This is a genomic window from Kitasatospora sp. NPDC101801 (assembly GCF_044766665.1).
Taxonomy (GTDB): domain Bacteria; phylum Actinomycetota; class Actinomycetes; order Streptomycetales; family Streptomycetaceae; genus Kitasatospora.
This window is the reverse complement of the sequence record NZ_JBIWML010000028.1, coordinates 39,491-57,009: the sequence shown is the minus strand read 5'-3', so window position 1 is coordinate 57,009 and position 17,519 is coordinate 39,491. Positions and strand designations below refer to the sequence as shown.

At 73.0% G+C, this 17,519-nt stretch carries 16 protein-coding genes; 12 read left to right on the top strand and 4 right to left on the bottom strand.

The features are described 5' to 3' along the window. Nucleotides 1-34: 34 nt before the first annotated feature. The 11 genes from ACIRPK_RS25885 to ACIRPK_RS25835 all read left to right on the top strand — a co-directional run bounded on the left by ACIRPK_RS25885 (nucleotide 35) and on the right by ACIRPK_RS25835 (nucleotide 10,134). Entirely contained in the window at nucleotides 35-1,747 is a 1,713-nt protein-coding gene (locus ACIRPK_RS25885) for a condensation domain-containing protein (protein WP_403042226.1), read from the top strand. A 1-nt stretch (nucleotide 1,748) separates the two neighbouring features. Continuing rightward, on the top strand, nucleotides 1,749-2,999 hold the full coding sequence (locus ACIRPK_RS25880; protein ID WP_403042223.1) for an MFS transporter: 1,251 nt from the start codon (nucleotides 1,749-1,751) through the stop codon (nucleotides 2,997-2,999). A gap of 86 nt (nucleotides 3,000-3,085) precedes the next feature. Continuing rightward, nucleotides 3,086-3,343: a lipopolysaccharide assembly protein LapA domain-containing protein gene (locus ACIRPK_RS25875; RefSeq protein ID WP_403042221.1), complete on the top strand. Its 258-nt coding sequence runs from the start codon at nucleotides 3,086-3,088 to the stop codon at nucleotides 3,341-3,343. Between the two features lie 23 nt (nucleotides 3,344-3,366). Next, the gene (locus ACIRPK_RS25870; RefSeq protein WP_403042300.1) at nucleotides 3,367-4,095 is read left to right on the top strand and encodes an amino acid ABC transporter ATP-binding protein; all 729 of its coding nucleotides are present in this window, start codon (nucleotides 3,367-3,369) and stop codon (nucleotides 4,093-4,095) included. A gap of 9 nt (nucleotides 4,096-4,104) precedes the next feature. Beyond that, on the top strand, nucleotides 4,105-4,992 hold the full coding sequence (locus ACIRPK_RS25865; protein WP_403042219.1) for a glutamate ABC transporter substrate-binding protein: 888 nt from the start codon (nucleotides 4,105-4,107) through the stop codon (nucleotides 4,990-4,992). 13 nt (nucleotides 4,993-5,005) lie between these two features. Continuing rightward, the gene (locus tag ACIRPK_RS25860) at nucleotides 5,006-5,650 is read left to right on the top strand and encodes an amino acid ABC transporter permease (protein WP_403042217.1); all 645 of its coding nucleotides are present in this window, start codon (nucleotides 5,006-5,008) and stop codon (nucleotides 5,648-5,650) included. Next, the gene (locus ACIRPK_RS25855) at nucleotides 5,647-6,507 is read left to right on the top strand and encodes an amino acid ABC transporter permease (RefSeq protein WP_403042214.1); all 861 of its coding nucleotides are present in this window, start codon (nucleotides 5,647-5,649) and stop codon (nucleotides 6,505-6,507) included. The genes ACIRPK_RS25860 and ACIRPK_RS25855 overlap by 4 nt, the downstream gene beginning before the upstream one ends. Before the next feature lie 58 nt (nucleotides 6,508-6,565). Next, nucleotides 6,566-7,471, top strand: coding sequence for a LysR family transcriptional regulator (locus ACIRPK_RS25850; RefSeq protein ID WP_403042212.1), 906 nt, complete (start codon nucleotides 6,566-6,568; stop codon nucleotides 7,469-7,471). 89 nt (nucleotides 7,472-7,560) lie between these two features. Then, complete coding sequence (locus tag ACIRPK_RS25845) at nucleotides 7,561-8,121, top strand: cysteine dioxygenase (protein WP_403042210.1); 561 nt, start codon at nucleotides 7,561-7,563, stop codon at nucleotides 8,119-8,121. Nucleotides 8,122-8,136: 15 nt separating this feature from the next. Further along, complete coding sequence (locus ACIRPK_RS25840) at nucleotides 8,137-9,156, top strand: YeiH family protein (RefSeq protein WP_403042299.1); 1,020 nt, start codon at nucleotides 8,137-8,139, stop codon at nucleotides 9,154-9,156. A gap of 291 nt (nucleotides 9,157-9,447) precedes the next feature. After that, nucleotides 9,448-10,134: a spermidine synthase gene (locus ACIRPK_RS25835; RefSeq protein ID WP_403042208.1), complete on the top strand. Its 687-nt coding sequence runs from the start codon at nucleotides 9,448-9,450 to the stop codon at nucleotides 10,132-10,134. A gap of 2 nt (nucleotides 10,135-10,136) precedes the next feature. On the opposite strand, the gene ACIRPK_RS25830 is transcribed toward ACIRPK_RS25835, so the two are convergent. The 4 genes from ACIRPK_RS25830 to ACIRPK_RS25815 form a co-directional block, all read right to left on the bottom strand. After that, a complete protein-coding gene (locus ACIRPK_RS25830; RefSeq protein WP_403042205.1) occupies nucleotides 10,137-12,383 on the bottom strand; it encodes a glycosyl hydrolase family 18 protein in 2,247 nt (748 codons plus the stop codon). 293 nt (nucleotides 12,384-12,676) lie between these two features. After that, nucleotides 12,677-14,518, bottom strand: coding sequence for a hypothetical protein (locus ACIRPK_RS25825; RefSeq protein ID WP_403042203.1), 1,842 nt, complete (start codon nucleotides 14,516-14,518; stop codon nucleotides 12,677-12,679). 92 nt (nucleotides 14,519-14,610) lie between these two features. Continuing rightward, entirely contained in the window at nucleotides 14,611-15,375 is a 765-nt protein-coding gene (locus ACIRPK_RS25820; RefSeq protein ID WP_403042200.1) for a TetR/AcrR family transcriptional regulator, read from the bottom strand. Nucleotides 15,376-15,425: 50 nt separating this feature from the next. Next, entirely contained in the window at nucleotides 15,426-15,947 is a 522-nt protein-coding gene (locus ACIRPK_RS25815) for an NUDIX hydrolase (RefSeq protein ID WP_403042198.1), read from the bottom strand. A gap of 86 nt (nucleotides 15,948-16,033) precedes the next feature. Here ACIRPK_RS25815 and ACIRPK_RS25810 point away from each other — a divergent pair, with 86 nt between their 5' ends. Beyond that, nucleotides 16,034-17,251: a serine hydrolase domain-containing protein gene (locus ACIRPK_RS25810; protein ID WP_403042195.1), complete on the top strand. Its 1,218-nt coding sequence runs from the start codon at nucleotides 16,034-16,036 to the stop codon at nucleotides 17,249-17,251. Nucleotides 17,252-17,519: the final 268 nt, after the last annotated feature.

Below are 17,519 nucleotides of genomic sequence, written 5' to 3'. Positions count from 1 at the left end.
GCCCGGCCACCCCGACCCGAGTGAGCGAGCTTCCGTGCGACCGACGAACACCCACACCGTCACCGTCCCGTACCGGGGCGGTGCGCAGCGCCGCGGCCCCGTGACGATGGGTCAGGCGAACATGATCCGCTGCATCCTGCGCGACGACCCGGCGCAGATCAACATCCACGACGTCTGGCAGGTGCCCGCCGGGGCCGGCCTGGACGCGGCGATCGACGCCCTGCGGGCCCTGGTGGTCCGGCACGAGGCGCTGCGCACCACCTTCCCGCCGGGCCCGGCGGCGGTGCCGGCCGAGCAGGTGGTGGCGGCCGAGGGCGAGTTCACCGTCACCGTGGTCGACCACGACGAGCTCCCGGCCGCCGGCACGTCGTACGCCGACGCGCTGGCCGACCTGGCCCGGGCCGAACGCTTCGTGCTGGAGCGGGAGTTCCCGCTGCGGATCACCCTGGTCACGCTGGCCGGCGCCCCGGCCTTCGCGGTCGTGGTGTCCAGCCACGCGGTGGCGGACGGCAGCGCGCTGGCCGTCCTGCGGGAGGAGTGGCAGGCCCTGCTGGCCGGGGAGAGCCTGCCGCCGGTGACGGCGCTCACGCCGATCGACCTCGCGGTCGAGGAGGCGTCCCCGGCCGGGCTGAGGAAGTCCCGGGCCTCGCTGGCCCACTGGGAGCAGATCATCCGCACCGGCCCGCAGGCGATGTTCGCCGAGCCCGCCGCCACCGGCGCCGAGGTGCGGGCACCGCAGCTCACCCTCAGGTCGCGGCGGGGCGCCCGGGCGCTGGCCCGGGTGGTGGAGCGCACCGGCAGCCTGCCGGCCACCGTGCTGCTGACCGCCTGGTGCGCGCTGGTCGCCCACCGGGCCGGCCAGCGCACCTGCGTGGTCGCCGTGCCGACCTCGAACCGGTTCACGCCCCGGCTGGCCCGCTCGGTGAACACGGTGTCCCAGGACGCGCTGCTCTCGCTCGACCTCCGGGAGCCGTCGTTCGACGCGCTGCTCCGCCGGGCCTGGGGCGCGGCGCTCAACGCCTACCGGCACAGCCAGTTCGACTCGCTGGCGCTCTGGGAGATGATCGGGCGGACCACCCACGAGCGCGGCAGCCGGTTCACCCGCGACGTGGTCTACAACGACGTCAGCACGCTGCCGCCGACCCAGGCCGGGACCACCCTCGGGACGGCCGACGGGCCGGACCCGGAGCTCGGTTGGAGCCAGGGCCAGGATCTGCCGACCCGCATCCTGGCCTTCGTCTTCCGGACCGATCCGCAGCTCCACCTCAGCATGTGGGCGGACCCCGCGCTGTTCCCCCGGGAGCAGGCGGAGGGCTTCCTCGAAGGGCTGGTCCGGCTGCTGGAGGCGGCCGCCGCCGGGGACGTCCCGTTCACCTCGCTCACCGAGGTCACCGGGGTGCGCCCGGTCGAGCGCGGCCCCGACTGGCAGCAGGTGGACGGCTGTTGGGTCTCGCCGCCCGCCGTGGCGGACGCCCTGCGGCAGGCGGTCGGCGGCCTGCCGGTGCACGTCGCCCCGGCGGCGGACGAGACCGGCGGCCTGACCGCCTACGTCGCCGCCGGCGGCTCCGCGCTGACCCCGGCGCAGGCGCACGCCGCACTGATGGACCTCCTGCCCGGCCGCCCCGGGGTACTGGCGCCGCGCCGGTACGTGATCGTCCAGGACCCGCCGAGCCCGGCGGACCGGACCAGCGACTGGCTCCGGCAGCAGATTCTGAGCGAAGGGAACGGCCGGGAACGGTCGATGTGACATGACGATGGACGACCTGAGAGTCGAGCGGGAGACCGCCGCGCTCCCCAGCCCGTGGCGGTCCGGCCGCTTCCGGCTGTTCTTCACCGCCCGCAGCACCTCGCTGCTGGCCGACGGCATGCTGATGGTCTCGCTCACCACCGCCGTGCTGGGCGCCGGGTACGGGGCGGGCGGGGTGGGCTACGCGCTGGCCGCCTGGATGGCCCCGATCGTCCTGCTGGTGCTGTTCGGCGGGGTGCTGGCGGACCGGTTCACCCCGCAGGTGATGATGGTCGGCGCCGACGTGGTGCGGATGGTGGCGATGCTGGCGCTCGCGGCGCTGCTGACCGGCACCGAGGTGCGGCTGTGGCACGTCATGGCCCTGCTGGCGCTCAGCGGCGCCGCGACCGCGATGTTCCAGCCCGGGCTGGCGAGCATGATCCCGCAGGTCGCCGAGGACATCCAGCGGGCCAACGCGCTGCTGCGGATCTCCGAGGCGATCTGCACCCTGCTCGGCCCCGGCCTGGCCGGCCTGCTGGTGGCCTACTGGGACGTGGCGGGCTCGTTCGTGGTCATCGCGCTGGCCTACGCGTGCAGTGCCTTCGGCCTGGCGCCGCTGCGCAAGCTCGGCACCGCCCCGGAGCGGAGCGAGGAGTCGATGTCGCGCCGGCTGGTCACCGGCTGGCAGGAGTTCCGCTCCCGGTCCTGGCTGTGGGGGGTCATCGCGGTCTGGGCGGTCTACGGCCTGTTCGTCTTCGGCCCGGCCCTGCCGCTCGGCGCGGCGCTGCTGACCGAGCAGCACGGGGCCGGCGGATACGGCTGGATCGCCTCCGCCGACGGCGCGGGCACCATCGTCGGCGGCCTGCTCGGGATGCGGGTCCGACCCCGGCGGCCACTGATCGCCGGTGCCTGCGCGATGTTCTTCTTCTCCCTCAACCCGCTGGCCCCGGCAATCGGTTGGAACTTCGCGCTGACCGCCTTCACCGGTGTGCTGGCCGGCTGCGGCTTCGCCTTCTGGGGCGTCATGTGGGCCACCAGCGTGCAGTCGCACATCCCGCTGGCGGTGCTGAGCCGGGTCTCCGCGTACGACGTGGCCGGTTCCATCATGGTGATCCCGCTCGGCCGGGCGCTGGCGGGGCCGGCGGCCGACCGGTTCGGTGCCGACCACGTGCTGCTGTTCTCGGCGGCGGTCGGCATCCTGTGCATCGGGGTGATGCTCGCCGTGCCCGCCGTCCGCGCCCTGGGCCGGGCCCCGGCCGCCGCCGACGCCTGACCGGGCGGGGGACCATTCGGGTGGGTTTCGCCGGCCGGGCGGCGGGGGTCCGGGGCGCCGGTGAGGGGGCGGCGCAGACTCCGGGGATGACCAAGACTTCTGGCGGTTCCTCAACTCCCTCCGGGGGCGGCAAGCGGAGCGAGATCGCGGGCATCCCCACCCGCGCGATCGCGATCGGCGCGATCGTGGTGCTCGCGGTCTGGTTCCTGCTGGCCAACCTGAACAAGGTGAAGATCCAGTTCTGGGTGTTCACGGTCAGCGCGCCGCTCTGGATCGCCCTGCTGGCCACCCTGCTGGCCGGTGCCGCGCTCGGCTGGCTGCTGAAGGGCCGACGGAGCAGGTGACCGCCCCCGCAGGCTTCACCCCGCTGATCGAACTCAGCGGGGTGAACAAGCACTTCGGTGAGCTCCACGTGCTCAGGGACATCGACCTCACGGTCGGCCGGGGCGAGGTGGTGGTGGTGATCGGTCCGTCCGGCTCCGGCAAGTCCACCCTCTGCCGGGCGGTCAACCGGCTGGAGCAGATCGAGACCGGCCGGATCACCATCGACGGCGTGCCGCTGCCCGAGGAGGGCAAGGGCCTGGCGCAGCTGCGGGCCGAGGTCGGCATGGTGTTCCAGTCCTTCAACCTGTTCGCGCACAAGACGGTGCTGCAGAACCTGGTGCTGGCTCAGGTCAAGGTCCGCAAGCGCGGCAAGGCCGAGGCGGAGGCCAAGGCTCACCAACTGCTGGAGCGGGTCGGTCTGGAGGCGCACGCCGCCAAGTACCCGGCCATGCTGTCGGGCGGCCAGCAGCAGCGGGTGGCGATCGCCCGGGCACTGGCGATGGACCCGAAGGCGCTGCTCTTCGACGAGCCCACCTCGGCGCTCGACCCGGAGATGATCAACGAGGTGCTGGACGTGATGCGCGGCCTCGCGCACGAGGGGATGACCATGGTGGTGGTCACCCACGAGATGGGCTTCGCCCGCTCGGCGGCCAACCGGGTGGTGTTCATGGCGGACGGTCAGATCCTGGAGGACCGGGTGCCGGAGGACTTCTTCGGCGCTCCGGAGACCGAGCGGGCCAAGGACTTCCTGTCGAAGATCCTGAAGCACTGAGGTGGCGTCATGAAGCGTCCGGTCCTCACCGCCGTCCTGCTGCTGGCGCTGGCCGCCTGCGGCAAACCCGGCACCCCGCCGCCCAAGGGGCCGCAGGCCGGTGCCCTGCCCAGCTACCAGGTCGGCAGCAGCGACGCCGGGCAGGGCTCGCCGACCCTGGCGGCCGCCCGCAGCCGGGGGCACCTGGTGGTCGGGGCCAAGGAGGACCAGCCGTACCTGGGGCAGAAGAACCCGGCGGACGGCACGTACTCCGGCTTCGACATCGAGATCGCCAAGATGGTCGGCGCCGACCTGGGCTTCGCGCCCGGGCAGATCCAGTTCCGCACCATCGCCTCGGCCAACCGCGAGACCGCGCTGCAGAACGGCCAGGTGGACTACTACGTCGGCACCTACACGATCAACGACAACCGGAAGAAGCTGGTCGGCTTCGCGGGCCCGTACTACATCGCCGGGCAGAGCCTGCTGGTCCGGGCCCAGGAGAAGGGCATCGACGGACCGGCGGACCTGGCCGGCAAGAAGGTCTGCTCGGCCGCCGGGTCCACGCCGTACCAGCGGATCCAGCGCGACTACCCGAAGGCCGACCTGGTCGGCTACGACACCTACTCGGCCTGCGTGGACAACCTGATCACGGGTCAGGTGGACGCGGTGACCACCGACGACACGATCCTGATGGGCTACGCGGCCAAGGCCCCGGACGAGCTGAAGCTGACCGGGCGGCCGTTCTCCCAGGAGCCGTACGGGATCGGGACGCCGCGCAGCGACCCGGTGCTGCGCAACGTGCTCGACGACGCGCTGCTGCGGCACGAGCAGAACGGCGACTGGAAGGCGGCCTACGACGCCACCCTCGGCCTGTCCGGGGTGCCCGCGCCCACCCCGCCGCCGATCGACCGGTACTGAGAGCGGAGGCCGCGTGAAAGTCCTGACCGACAACCTCTCCACCTTCTGGGAGGGATTCCTCGGCACCCTGGAGCTGACCGGTGTGAGCGCCGTGCTCGCGCTGCTGCTCGGGGTGCTGACGGCGAGCTTCCGGGTCTCCCCGGTGAAGCCGCTGCGCACGGTGGGCACCGCCTGGGTGACGGTGCTCCGGAACACCCCGCTGACCCTGCTGTTCTTCGCCGTGCTGCTCGGACTGCCGCGGTTCGGCGTCTCGCTGCCGTTCTTCACCTTCGCGGTGATCGCCCTCGGCTGCTACACCTCGGCCTTCGTCTGCGAGGTGCTCCGCTCCGGTATCAACACGGTGCCGGTCGGGCAGGGCGAGGCGGCCCGCAGCCTGGGTATGACGTTCGGTCAGACCCTCAACCTGGTGGTGCTGCCGCAGGCGTTCCGCTCGGTGGTGGCACCGATGGGGAGCGTGATGATCGCGCTGGCGAAGAACACCGCGATCGCGGGCTCGTTCAGCGTGGTGGAGCTGCTCGGCACCTACCGGACACTCAGCGAGCTGGGCTACAGCATCATCTGGACCTTCCTCTGGATCGCGGCCGGCTACCTGGTGATCACCCTGGCGATCAGCGCGGTCTTCAACCTGATGGAACGACGACTGGCGGTGTCCCGGTGAGCGTCTCCGCTCTGTACGACGTCCCCGGCCCGAAGGCGGCCGCGCGGCACCTGCTGTACGGCGTCCTGACCACCGTGGCGCTGGCGGCGGTGGTCGGCTGGGTGGTCTGGAAGCTGTTCGGCACCGACCAGTTCACCTACCAGAAGTGGATGCCGTTCGAGTACCGGGGCGTCCAGGAGCTGCTGCTGCGCGGCCTGGGCAACACGCTCAAGGCGTTCGCGCTGACGGCTGTGCTGGCGCTGCCGTTCGGTGCGCTGTTCGCGGCCGGGCGGCTCTCCGACCACCGGGTGGTGCGCTGGTTCGCCACCCTGGTGGTGGAGTTCTTCCGGGCCATGCCGCTGCTGGTGATGATCTTCTTCATCTTCGTCGCCATGCAGGTGCAGCCGCTCTGGGCGCTGGTCGCCGGGCTGACCCTGTACAACGGCTCGGTACTGGCCGAGGTGTTCCGGGCCGGGGTGCTGGCGGTGCCCAAGGGGCAGCGCGAGGCGGCCTTCGCGCTGGGGCTGCGGAAGACCCAGGTGATGGCGTACGTGCTGGTGCCGCAGGCCAACCGGGCGATGCTGCCGAGCATCATCAGCCAGCTGGTGGTGGCGCTCAAGGACACCTCGCTCGGCTTCCTGATCACCTACGAGGAGTTCCTGCACGCGGGCAAGCTGATCGCCACCAACCTGGACTACGACCTGCCGTTCATCCCGGTGGTCATGGTGATCGCACCGGTCTACATCGGGATGTGTCTGCTGCTCTCCTGGCTGGCCCGCTGGGTCGAGCAGCGCGGCCGCCGCAGCCCGAAGGTCAAGGGCGGGGCACCGATCGCGAGGGCCGGGGTGGCGATGGGGCTGCCGCCCGAGGCGCGGTGATCCATTCGATCCGGCGAACCATCGCTCCCTGACCCCAAGTTGTGCTTATCATTCGGGGGTGTTCGACTCCCGGCACATCAGGACCTTCCACGAGGTGGTCACGGCCGGCTCCTACTCGGCGGCCGCCCGGGCCCTGGGCTACACCCAGCCGGCCATCACCCAGCAGATAAAGGCGCTCGAACGCGTGGTCGGCGTACCGCTGTTCACCCGGGCCGGGCGCGGACTGCGGCTGACCGAGGCGGGCGAGGCGCTGGCCCGGCACGCCGAGGTGATCCTCGGCGACCTGCGGGCCGCGCAGCAGCAACTCGGCGCGCTGGCCCGGCTGCGGGCCGGGCGGGTCCGGGTCTGCGCCTTCCCGAGCGCCAACGCGACGTTGATCCCGGCCGCGATGGCCCGGCTGCTGGCCGAGCACCCCGGCGTCCGGGTGGAGCTGCTGGAGGCCGAACCACCGGAGTCGGTCCAGCGGTTGCTGCGCGGCGAGTGCGACATCGCACTGGCCTTCCACTACCCGGGGGCCCCGGTCGAGGTGCCGCCCGAGCTGGTCGAGACACCGCTGATGGAGGATCAGCTGACCGTGCTGCTGCCGGTCGGCCACCCGCTGGCCCGCCGGCACGCCGTCCGGCTGACCGACCTCACCGAGGAGCGCTGGATCGCCGGCTGCCCCCGGTGCCGGGCCAACCTGCTCCAGGTCTGCGCGGCCCAGGGCTTCGCCCCCGACGTGGTGTTCACCACGGACGACAACCTGGCCGTGCAGAGCCTGGTGGCCGCCGGGGTCGGGATCGCCCTGATGCCCGCGCTGGTGCTCTCCTTCATGTGCCACCGCAAGGTCACCGGGCGGCTGGCCGAGCCGCACGTGCGGCGCAAGGTCTCCGCGTACGTGCTGCGCGAGCACCTGCGGATCCCCGCCACCACCCTGGTGCTGAACGAGCTCAAGGCGGCCGCCGCCGCCCGGGTGGGGTGCTGAGCACCGGGCCGGATCCATAAGCGGGAGCTGACGGAACGCCAAGGAACTGTCGTTGGACGCTCGCTCGGGCGCGCCCGCACGATCCTGGCATGACAACCTCCGCCGCGTTACCCGGGGTCGTCCGCACCGAGCGGGCGGACGAGCTGGTCGCCGAGCTGCGCCTGGCCGTCGGCCGGGGCCTGCCGCCGGACCTGACCGCGCACCTGGCCGCCGAGTGTCTGCTGCCGCACCTCGGGGCCCGCGACCTGCTCACCGGCCCGCAGCAGACCGGCGACCCCGAGTGCTACCGCCAGCACCTGCTGCACGCCGAGCCGGACGGCAGCTTCTCGCTGGTCGCACTGGTCTGGCTGCCCGGCCAGCACACCACCGTGCACGACCACCTCGCCTGGTGCGCCACCGGTGTGCACCTGGGCGAGGAGACCGAACGCCGCTACCGGCTGCTCCCGGACGGCCGGACGGCCCGCCTGGTGGCCACCGGCGACGTGGTCAACCCGAGCGGCACGGTCTGCGGCTTCGCCCCGCCCGGCGACATCCACCGGGTCCGCAACAGCGGCACCGGCACCGCCGTGTCGCTGCACGTCTACGGCGCGGACCTGGCCCGGCTCGGCAGCAGCATCCGCCGGGTCTACCACCTGCCCACCGAGGGCTGACCGGTGGCGCTCCCGCTGCGGGCCGTGGCGCACCCGGTGGTCCCGGCCGGACTGCGCCGGAACGGGCCCGGACTGGCGCTGGCGGCGACCGGGGTGGCCGCGGCCTGGGGCCTGCACCGGGTGCTGCCGGCCTTGCCGCTGCTGACCGCCGCCGTACTGCTCGGGGTGACGGTCGGTCAACTGCCGGCCCTGCGACGGCTGGTCACCGGCCCGGCCAAGGCCGGACTGGCGCTGGCCGCCCGGCGGTTGATGCGGGCCGGGATCGTGCTGCTCGGGCTCAGGCTCGGCCTGCGGGACGTGCTGGGGCTCGGCTGGGCGACGGTCCTGATGGTGCCGGCGGTGGTGGCCGCGACCTTCGCCGGCACCTGGTGGCTGGGCCGGCGGCTCGGCCTGCCCGGGGACCAGCCGCTGCTGATCGCCACCGGGTACTCGATCTGCGGTGCCTCGGCGATCGGGGCGGTCGGTCAGGCGACCGGCAGCGACGAGGAGGACATCGCCACCTCGTGCGCCCTGGTGACCCTCTGCGGCACCCTGGCGATCGCCGTACTGCCGCTGCTGCAGGGTCCGTTGGGCCTGGACGCGGGCGAGTTCGGCCGCTGGGTGGGCGCCGGGGTGCACGATGTCGGGCAGGTGGTCGCCACCGCCCAGACCGGCGGTCCGGTGGCGCTGCGGGAGGCCGTGCTGGTCAAGCTGATCCGGGTGGCGATGCTGGCCCCCCTGGTGGCCGGGGTCGCGGTGAGCCGGCGCCGACTCGGGCGTTCCGCCGGGGCGGCGCGGCCGGCGGTGGTGCCGCTGTTCGTGGTCGGGTTCCTGGGGATGGTGCTGCTGAACAGCGTCGGGGCGGTGCCGGCTACGGGGCTCGTGGTGGCGGGGCACGCGCAGGAGCTGCTGCTGGCGGCGGCGTTGTTCGCGCTCGGGAGCGCGGTGCGGCTCGGCGCGCTGGCGCGGACGGGTGGGCGGGTGGCGCTGCTGGGGCTGGCCGCCTGGGTGCTGATCGCCGGGGCGGCGTACGGGGGAGTCCTGCTGACCGCCTGACGGAACCTTCTGCAGGAGTTCTCAGATTTTGCAGGCGGCTCGGTCGCACTACCCAGGGGCTCGGGGCTCTGCTGTGGTGCGGCTCCGCCGCGGGGGCGAGGAGATCTGGCGTGCGGGTCACTGCGAAAGTGCCTGACCATCCACGCGACGATCACCTGCAAGGGTCGGCGTCGCAGTTCCCCGAGCCCCTGGTGGCCGAGCCCGGAGCGCAGTGACCCGAGCCCCTGACCGTCGGTCGGCGTACTAGAGTCGGTCGGGTACGACCGCCCGAGGACTCGGAGGACCCCAGTGATGACCGTGCTCCCGGAGCGGGACGGATTCGACGCTCCCGTCACCGTCGACCGGCGTGAGGGGCCGTACGGGGAGGTGGCGTTGCGGCGGCGGGGCGGGCACTACGAGATCATCGCGAACGGCTGCTTCCTGATGGACACCGCCGACGGCCGGTCCGAACGGCTGTTGGTCCAGGCGGCGTTGGACGAGCTGACGGTCGAGCGGCCGGCCGTGCTGATCGGTGGCCTCGGGGTCGGCTTCTCGCTGGCGTACGCGGCGGCGGAGCCGCGGTGGGTGCGGATCGCGGTGGCCGAGCGGGAGGACGCGATCATCGACTGGCACCGGACCGGACCGCTGGCCGAGTTCTCCGCGAACGCCCTGGACGATCCCCGGGTGGCGGTGCTGCACGGGGACCTGGTGGCGTACCTGGCCGCCGAGGGCGAGCGGTTCGACGCGCTCTGCCTCGACATCGACAACGGCCCGGACTGGACGGTCACCGAGGCGAACTCCGGCCTGTACGGCCCGGCGGGGCTGGCGGCGGCGCAGCGGCGGCTCAACCCCGGTGGGGTGCTGGCGGTGTGGAGCGCACAGCCGTCCGCAGACTTCGAGGAAGCACTGCGGACGGCCGGGTTCGTCAAGGTGCGCACCGAGCGGATCCCGGTGTCGCGCGGCGTGCCCGACGTGGTGCATCTGGCCCGCCGCGCCTGACGTCATCTCAGGCCGGTGTCCACGGCGGTCATCAGTTCGCCGTTGGTGGTGTCACCGTCGAGCGACCAGAGCATCGCGCCCGCCAGGCCCTGGGACTTGATCCAGGCGGTCTTGCGGGCGATCTCGATCGGGTCGTCGTAGGTGTAGAGGACCGTGCCGTTGTAGATGTAGGCGTGGCCCGCCACCGGGTCGCGGTAGATGGTGTAACCACCGCCGGAGGCCATGGTCTTGAGCTTGTGGTAGTCCTCGTACCCGTTCTCGTAGGTACCTGGGGCCGGCCCGGTCGCGGACTGGAACAGACCGTTGGTGGTGCCGCGCGGCACCCCGGTCCAGCCCCGGCCGTAGAACGGGATGCCCAGGGTCAGCTTGCTCTTCGGCGCCCCGGCGGCCAGGTAGGCGTTGATGGCGATCTCGGAGCTGAACTGGCGGTCCGGGGTGCTCGGGTCGCCGGCGGCCAGCTTGATCGAGGACTGCTGGTTGGTCTGGTTCTCCCAGGCGCCGTGGTAGTCGTAGCCCTGGATGGTGGCGAAGTCGAAGGCACCGAACAGGCCGGGCACGTCGATGCCGACGTTGATCTTGGCCGGGTCGGCCGGGAGGAAGGCGCTGAGGGTGTACTTCTTGCCGGTGGTGGCGGTCAGTGCGTCCAGCTGGCGGCGGAACTCCTGGGCCAGCAGGGTGTAGTTGGCCTTGTCCTGCGGCCGGATGACGTTACCGAGGTGGCCGTCCGAACTGGGCCACTCCCAGTCCAGGTCGATGCCCTCGAAGATGCCCGCCGCCGAGCCCGCGCCACCGCGGCCGTCGATCACCGGCAGGTTGCCCTTGATGTACATGTCGATGCAGGAGCTGACCAGCGCCTTGCGCGAGGCGTCGGTGAGCGAGGCGTCCGAGAACCACTTGCTGTAGGACCAACCACCCAGCGAGATCTGCATCTTGAGGTTCGGGTACTTGGTCTTGAGCTGCTTCAGCTGGTTGAAGTTGCCGGCCAGCTTCTGGTCCCAGGTGTCGGTGGTGCCGGCCACCGAGCTGCCCGCGTCCCAGCCCTTGCCGAAGTCCGCCCAGGCGTCACCGGCACCGTCGCCGGCGTTCGGGTCGGAGTCGTTCCCGGCCGCCTTGTTGGTGATGAAGCACTGCTTGCTGCTCGGGTTGATGTTGGCGAAGGCGTAGTTCAGGTGGGTCAGCTTCGCCGCCGTGCCCGAGGTGTCCAGCTGCTTCACGCTGTAGCCGCGGGCGTAGATGCTCCACTGGGTGAAGTAGGCGATCTTCAGCGCGTTGGGGTTGACCACCTCCTTGGTGGTCCGGGTGCTCACCGGGCTGGAGGAGACCGAGGCGTTGCCCGCCGCGTCGCGCGCCTTGACGGTGAAGGTGTAGTCGGTCTCCGGGGTCAGACCCGAGACCACCGCGCTGGTGCCGGTCACCGTGGTGGCCAGGGTGGCACCGTTGTAGACGTCGTACGCGGTCACCCCGACGTTGTCGGTGCTGGCGGCCCAACTGAGCGCCACCGAGCGGGAGTCGGGGTTGGCCGTCGGGGTGCCCGGCTTGGTCGGCGCCTGGGTGTCCGGCTGCGGCGGGGTCACCACGACCTGGACCGGACCGGCCGCCGCCGAGCGGTTGCCCGCGGCGTCGAACGCGACCACGGTGAGGTTGTAGGTGCCGGCCGGCAGCCCGGAGATGGTGCTGCCGGTGCCGGCCACGGTGGCCAGCTTGGTGCTGCCGTTGAACACGTCGTAACCGGTGACCCCGACGTTGTCGGTGCTGGCGGCCCAGGAGACGGTGATCGAGCCGGCGCCCGGGACGGCCTGCAGGTTGCCCGGCGTGCTCGGGGCGGTCTGGTCGCCGCCGCCCGCACACGGGTTGCCGTTCAACTTGCAGTTGAGCAGCGGGGCGTAGGCGCCGGAGTAGGCGATGTTGAAGCCCAGGTTGTACGAGGCGCCGGGGGCCAGCGATCCCGCCCAGCTCGGGTTCTTGACCGTCACGTGCGAGGCGGCGGTGGTGTAGGTGGCGTTCCAGAGCGAGGCCACCGTGTTGTTGGCGGGCAGGTCGAACTCGAGGGTCCAGCCGTTCATGGCGGTGGTCTCGTTGTTCTTGACGGTGTAGCTGCCCTCGTAACCGGAGCCCCAGTCACTGCCCTTGGCGAAGGTGGCGGTGGAGGCGGCGGCCTGGGCGATCCCGCCCGGCAGGGCGACCGCGATGAGCGGGGCGATCAACGCCCCTGCGGCGAGCAGGGGCAGGCTGAACCGACGTCTGCGCATGGATGAGCTCCTGTCCAGGGAGCGGGCGGCCGTCCGGCCGGAGCGCTCCCTACCTGTGGGGAGGTGGCGGTGCCAGGTGCAAAGGTGCTGCGCGCTCCGGCTGTTGACGTGCTGGGGGCAGCGCGGAGCGGGGCCGCCGGGCCGTCGGGTTGCCGCGGAGATCCTGTGACAGGAGCGTAGGGACGTCGATGGGTACTGGCAATAGGTCTGGACCAGCAGGGCCGTGGACCTGACAGCAATCCGTCAGGTCCACGGCCCGTGGTCGGTATACGCGGTCGGTGACCGGTCCGGGGTCAGCCGAACGGGTTGTACGCAGGTGGTTCGGGTTCGGCCGCCGGTGCGGGCGCGGCGGCGACCGGCGGCGGGGCGGGTGCGGCGAAGGGGTTGAAGTCCGGCGGCGGCACGTTGACCTTGACGCCCTTGCCAGGGGTCGGGGCGTCCTCCGCCGGGGTCTCGGCCGCCGGGGCCGGGGGAGCGAAGGGGTTGAAGTCCGGCGGCGGGACGTTCACCTTGACGCCCTTGCCGGGGGCCGGCCGGGCTGCCGCCGGCGGGGCGGCCGGGGGCGGCGTCGGCGCGGGGATCCGGGCCGGGGCGGTCGGCTGACCGGACGTCACGGTGCCGAACGGGTCGGCCTTCTGCTGGGTGGTCACCGTGCCGAACGGGTCGGCGACCGCGGGCTGGGCCACCGGCTGCGGGGCTGCTGCTGCGGCGGCCGGGGCGGTGACGGGCGCCGGGGCGGGTGCGGCGAAGGGGTTGAAGTCCGGCGGCGGCACGTTGACCCTGACGCCCTTGCCGGGAGCCGGGGCGTCCCCCGCCGGGGCCTCGGCCGCCGGGGCCGGGGCGGGCGGAGCGAAGGGGTTGAAGTCGGCCGGCGGGATGTTGACCAGCGTGCCCTTGGGACGCTCCGGGGCGGGGGCGGGAACGGTCGGGGGCACGGTCGGCATGGCCGGCACCGGCGGGGCCGCCACGGGGGGCAGCGGGGCCGGCTGCGGTGCCGCCGGGGCCTGGGCGACCGGGGGTTGGGCGGGCTGCTGGGCCACCGGCTGCTGGGCCGGGATCTGCGGCAGCGCGGCCCGGGTGCCGTCCCAGCCGAGCTGGATGCTGGCCAGGATCTCGGCGAAGGCCGCCGCGTACAGCTCCCAGTCGTCCGCCTGGGCGGTGCCGAGCTGGACGGTCAGCACCGAGAGACCGTCCGGCAGCGGCAGGAACGCCTGCAGCACCGAGCTGACGGTGTTGTCCGCGACGTCGGGCTCGCCGGCGGGCTGGCCGACCGGGAGCAGCAGCGGCGGCACCGGCGCGATCCGGCTCTCCACCAGCACGGCGGTCGGACCGGCCGGGATCAGCACCGTCCAGACCTCGGCCTGCGGGCGCTGGTCGGCCAACTCGGCCGACAGCTCGGAGATCTGACGCGGGGACTGGGCCAGCGAGACCACCAGCGAGGCCCGGCTGCGCCGGCCGTCCGTCTGGAGGGCGGCGACCCCGGCGTAGACCACCCCGGCGGCGGCGGCCGGCTGGGCCAGCAGGCCGGTCAGCACCGACCAGTCCTGCCGGCGCGGTGCGCGGGCGCCCGCGTACAACTCCTCGGCCACCTCGGCGAGATGGCCCGCCCGGGCCTGCCGGTCGCCCCGGACGGTCAGCGGGTGGAAGACCGACGGCACCACCAGGCGGACCTCCACGCCCGCCCCGGTGGCCAGCTCCTCGGGCACGGCGACCGGCCGCTCGGCGGCGAACCGGGCCACGGCCGCCGGGAACTCCGGCCGCATCCAGCTCTCGGCCGGCTCCGGCCGGACCGGCACGGCGACCTGCTCCGCGGAGACGGCCTCGACCGGCAGCCCGTAGACGTCCTTGCCTCCGTAGCGGGCGAACAGCTCCGCCGTCGGCGCCTCGGCGCCGGCCGAGGTCCGCGCGGTACCGGCCTCGACCACCGTGCCGAGCCCGCGGACCGTCAGCAGGCCGGGGCCGCCGGGACCGATCCGGAGCCCGAACAGGGCCTCGGCGGAGGGGTGGGCGGTGCGGTCGAAGGCCGTCAGCGAGCCGGCCGGGTAGTACGTGGCATCGGCCCCCAACAGGGTGTCAGCCAGTACGTCGATCGTGGCGCCGATTCGTTCCGCGCCCGCGAAGCCGTCCTGAGTCATGCCGCTGAGCCCCCCTCGTTCTCAGACCTGATAATTCCGTCCACTTTCTATCAGAACCCGGCGTCAGGAGCAGGTGCCGGGGCAGGGCCGGCTCACCCTTCGGCGAGCGTCGCCACCGCGTCGGCCAGACCCGGAACGCCCAGCAGACCCGCGAGTTGGCGGATCAGCCGGCCGGTCGGGCCGTCGGCGCTCTCGGCCGCCAGGAAACCGGCCAGCTCCACCGCCAGGGCGGGCTCCCGGGCCGCGCACACGGCCAGCGCCGCGACGAACTCCTGCACCAGCTGGAGCTGGAGCTCCTCCAACGGGACCTCGGGGGTGGCCAGCCAGTCCAGCGAGGTGATCTCGGCGTTGGCGATCCAGGCCCGGACCGTCCGGCGCAGCCCCGGGCTGGGCTCGGCCACCGCCAGGTGCCGGAGGATCTGCACCGCCGCCGCCCGCCGCACCTCGTCGATCACCGCGTTGCCTGCCGGTCCGGCCGTCACCGAACCGCCCCGCAGCAGCGCCGCGAAGCCGGGCCCGTGGCTGCGGACGAAGTCCAGGTAACGGCCCATCACCCGCAGCAGCCGCGCCGAGAGCGGTCCCTCGTGCGGCTCCTCGAACCGCCCGGCCAACTCCTGGCCGGCCCGCCGCAGCGCCTCTTCGTAGATCGCCTGCTTGCCCGGGAAGTAGTGGTAGACCAGCGGCCGGGAGGCACCGGCGGCCGCCGCGATGTCGTCGATCGACACGTCCTCCGGCGCGGCCCGGCTGAACAGGTCGAGGGCCACCGCGATCAGCTGCTCCCGGCGCTCGTCCACGCTCAGCCTGCGCCGGGGTGCTCGCTCGGGCCGGTCCGCCACCGGCGGCGTACGGGAAACCATGGGCGCCACCCTAATTGTTCGAGCGGGCCCGTGGGGGTCCGGGCCGGTGGTCAGCCGACCGTACCGCCCGCCCGGTGCACCAGGTAGTGCCGGTACGCCTGGAGGCCGTCCGGGACGAACGGCCACTCCGTCAGCCGCCGGGTCAGCTCCTCCTCGGTCAGCCAGCCGTGCCAGTCGACCTCCTCGACCTGGGGGCTGACCGGTCCGTCCCAGCGGGCCTCGTAGGTGTCGCACCACCAGGACATGCCGTTCTCCTCGAAGAGGAACTTGAACAGCCGGACCGGCACGATCCCGCTGACCCCCATCTCCTCCTCGGCCTCCCGGACCGCCGCCTCGGCGTAGCTCTCCCCGGCGCCGACCACGCCGCCGACGAAGCAGTCGTAGGTGCCGGGTGCGTAGAGCTTCCCGGCAGCCCGGCGGTGGGTGAAGATCCGCCCCTCCGCGTCCCGGACCAGGATGAAGACGCACCGGTGGGTCAGCCCCAGCCGGTAGACCTCGCCGCGCGGGGCGGTGCCGATCACCCGGTCCTGCCCGTCCACCACGTCCAACACTTCGTCAGCAGGGTTCGTCATGGACCCACGCTACCGATTCGGCAGGCGCCCGATGATCGGACTATCTTTCGGAAGTAGGGGAGCGGACGAGCAGAGGGCGGCACGCGGTGGTGGAGATCTGGGGCGAGGCGGCGGACGGTTTCGAGCCGGTACGGGAGGCCTTCGCGCGCAACTTCCGCGACCACGGCGAGCTCGGCGCGGCGTTCACGCTCTACCTGGACGGCCGCAAGGTGGTCGACCTCTGGGGCGGCGACGCCCGTCCCGAGGTGGGCGGTCGCCCCGACCCGGCGGTCCGCTGGACGGCCGACACGGCGCAGGTGCTCCGCTCGGTCACCAAGGGCCTGACCGCCGCCACCGCCCTGCACCTGGCCGGGCAGGGACAGCTCGACCTGGACGCCCCGGTGGCCTCGTACTGGCCCGAGTTCAAGGCCGCGGGCAAGGACCGGATCCCGGTCCGCTGGCTGCTCTCGCACCAGGCCGGGCTGCCCGCGCTGGACGTGCCGCTGCGGGTCGAGGACGTGATCGCCTGGGAGCCCGCCGTCGCGGCGGTCGCCGCCCAGACCCCGTTCTGGGAGCCGGGCCGGGCACACGGCTACCACCCGTACACCTTCGGCTGGCTGGTCGGCGAGGTGGTCCGGCGGGCCGCCGGGCGCAGCGTCGGACAGTACTTCGCCGAGGAGATCGCCCAGCCGCTCGGGCTCGACCTGTGGATCGGCCTGCCCGCCGGCGCCGCCCCCAGGGTCGGCCGGCTGGTCGACCTGCCTGCCCCCGAGGCGGCGCTGAACGGTCCGAACGGCCTCCGGCTGCGCCCCCGCAGGTCGGTGGTGGACGCCTACCAGGACCCCTCCTCGCTGACGGCCCGTTCGTTCGGCGCCGTCCGGCCCAAGGTCGACCTGAACGATCCGGCGGTGCAGGCCGCCGAGATCCCCGGTGCGGGCGGGATCGGCACCGCCCGTTCGGTGGCCCGGTTCTACGCGGCGCTGATCGGTGCCGCCGACCGGCACGGCGGGGCCCCCGGCGAACGGCTCCCGGCGGTGTTCGGCCCGGGCCTGCTGGCCGAGGCGATGGGCCCTGCGGTCAGCGGCCCGGACCGGGTGCTCATCATCAACACCGCCTTCGGCCTCGGCTTCTTCCGCCACGGCCCGAGCTCCCCGATGGCCTCCCCGGCCTCCTTCGGCCACCCGGGCCGAGGCGGCTCCCTCGGCTTCGCCGACCCCGACCTGGGCATCGGCTTCGGCTACGTCACCAACGGCATGCAGCCCGGCGTCACCGGCGACATCCGCTCCCGCACCCTCATCGCAGCCGTCCGCACCTGCCTCACCTGACCCAACCTCGTGGCGGACGTCGCGGTAGTCAGGGGCTTGGGGCTGTGCTGTTGTGCGGCTCCGCCGCGCGGGCGACGCCGACTTTTTGCAGGTGCTCAGCCCGCTACGGAGTCAGGGGCTCGGGGCTGTGCTGTTGTGCGGCTCCGCCGCGTGGGCGACGCCGGCCTTTTGGCAGATGGCTCAGCACAGCAGGGGCTCGGGGCTGTGCTGTTGTGCGGCTCCGCCGCGTGGGCGACGCCGGCCTTTTGGCAGATGGCTCAGCACAGCA

Coding starts and splice junctions, on each gene's coding strand:
- ACIRPK_RS25865 (WP_403042219.1), top strand. CDS start 4,105: ATGAAGCGTCCGGTCCTCACCGCCGTCCTGCTGCTGGCGCTGGCCGCC.
- ACIRPK_RS25880 (WP_403042223.1), top strand. CDS start 1,749: ATGACGATGGACGACCTGAGAGTCGAGCGGGAGACCGCCGCGCTCCCC.
- ACIRPK_RS25830 (WP_403042205.1), bottom strand. CDS start 12,383: ATGCGCAGACGTCGGTTCAGCCTGCCCCTGCTCGCCGCAGGGGCGTTG.
- ACIRPK_RS25820 (WP_403042200.1), bottom strand. CDS start 15,375: ATGGTTTCCCGTACGCCGCCGGTGGCGGACCGGCCCGAGCGAGCACCC.
- ACIRPK_RS25815 (WP_403042198.1), bottom strand. CDS start 15,947: ATGACGAACCCTGCTGACGAAGTGTTGGACGTGGTGGACGGGCAGGAC.
- ACIRPK_RS25825 (WP_403042203.1), bottom strand. CDS start 14,518: ATGACTCAGGACGGCTTCGCGGGCGCGGAACGAATCGGCGCCACGATC.
- ACIRPK_RS25875 (WP_403042221.1), top strand. CDS start 3,086: ATGACCAAGACTTCTGGCGGTTCCTCAACTCCCTCCGGGGGCGGCAAG.
- ACIRPK_RS25845 (WP_403042210.1), top strand. CDS start 7,561: ATGACAACCTCCGCCGCGTTACCCGGGGTCGTCCGCACCGAGCGGGCG.
- ACIRPK_RS25835 (WP_403042208.1), top strand. CDS start 9,448: ATGACCGTGCTCCCGGAGCGGGACGGATTCGACGCTCCCGTCACCGTC.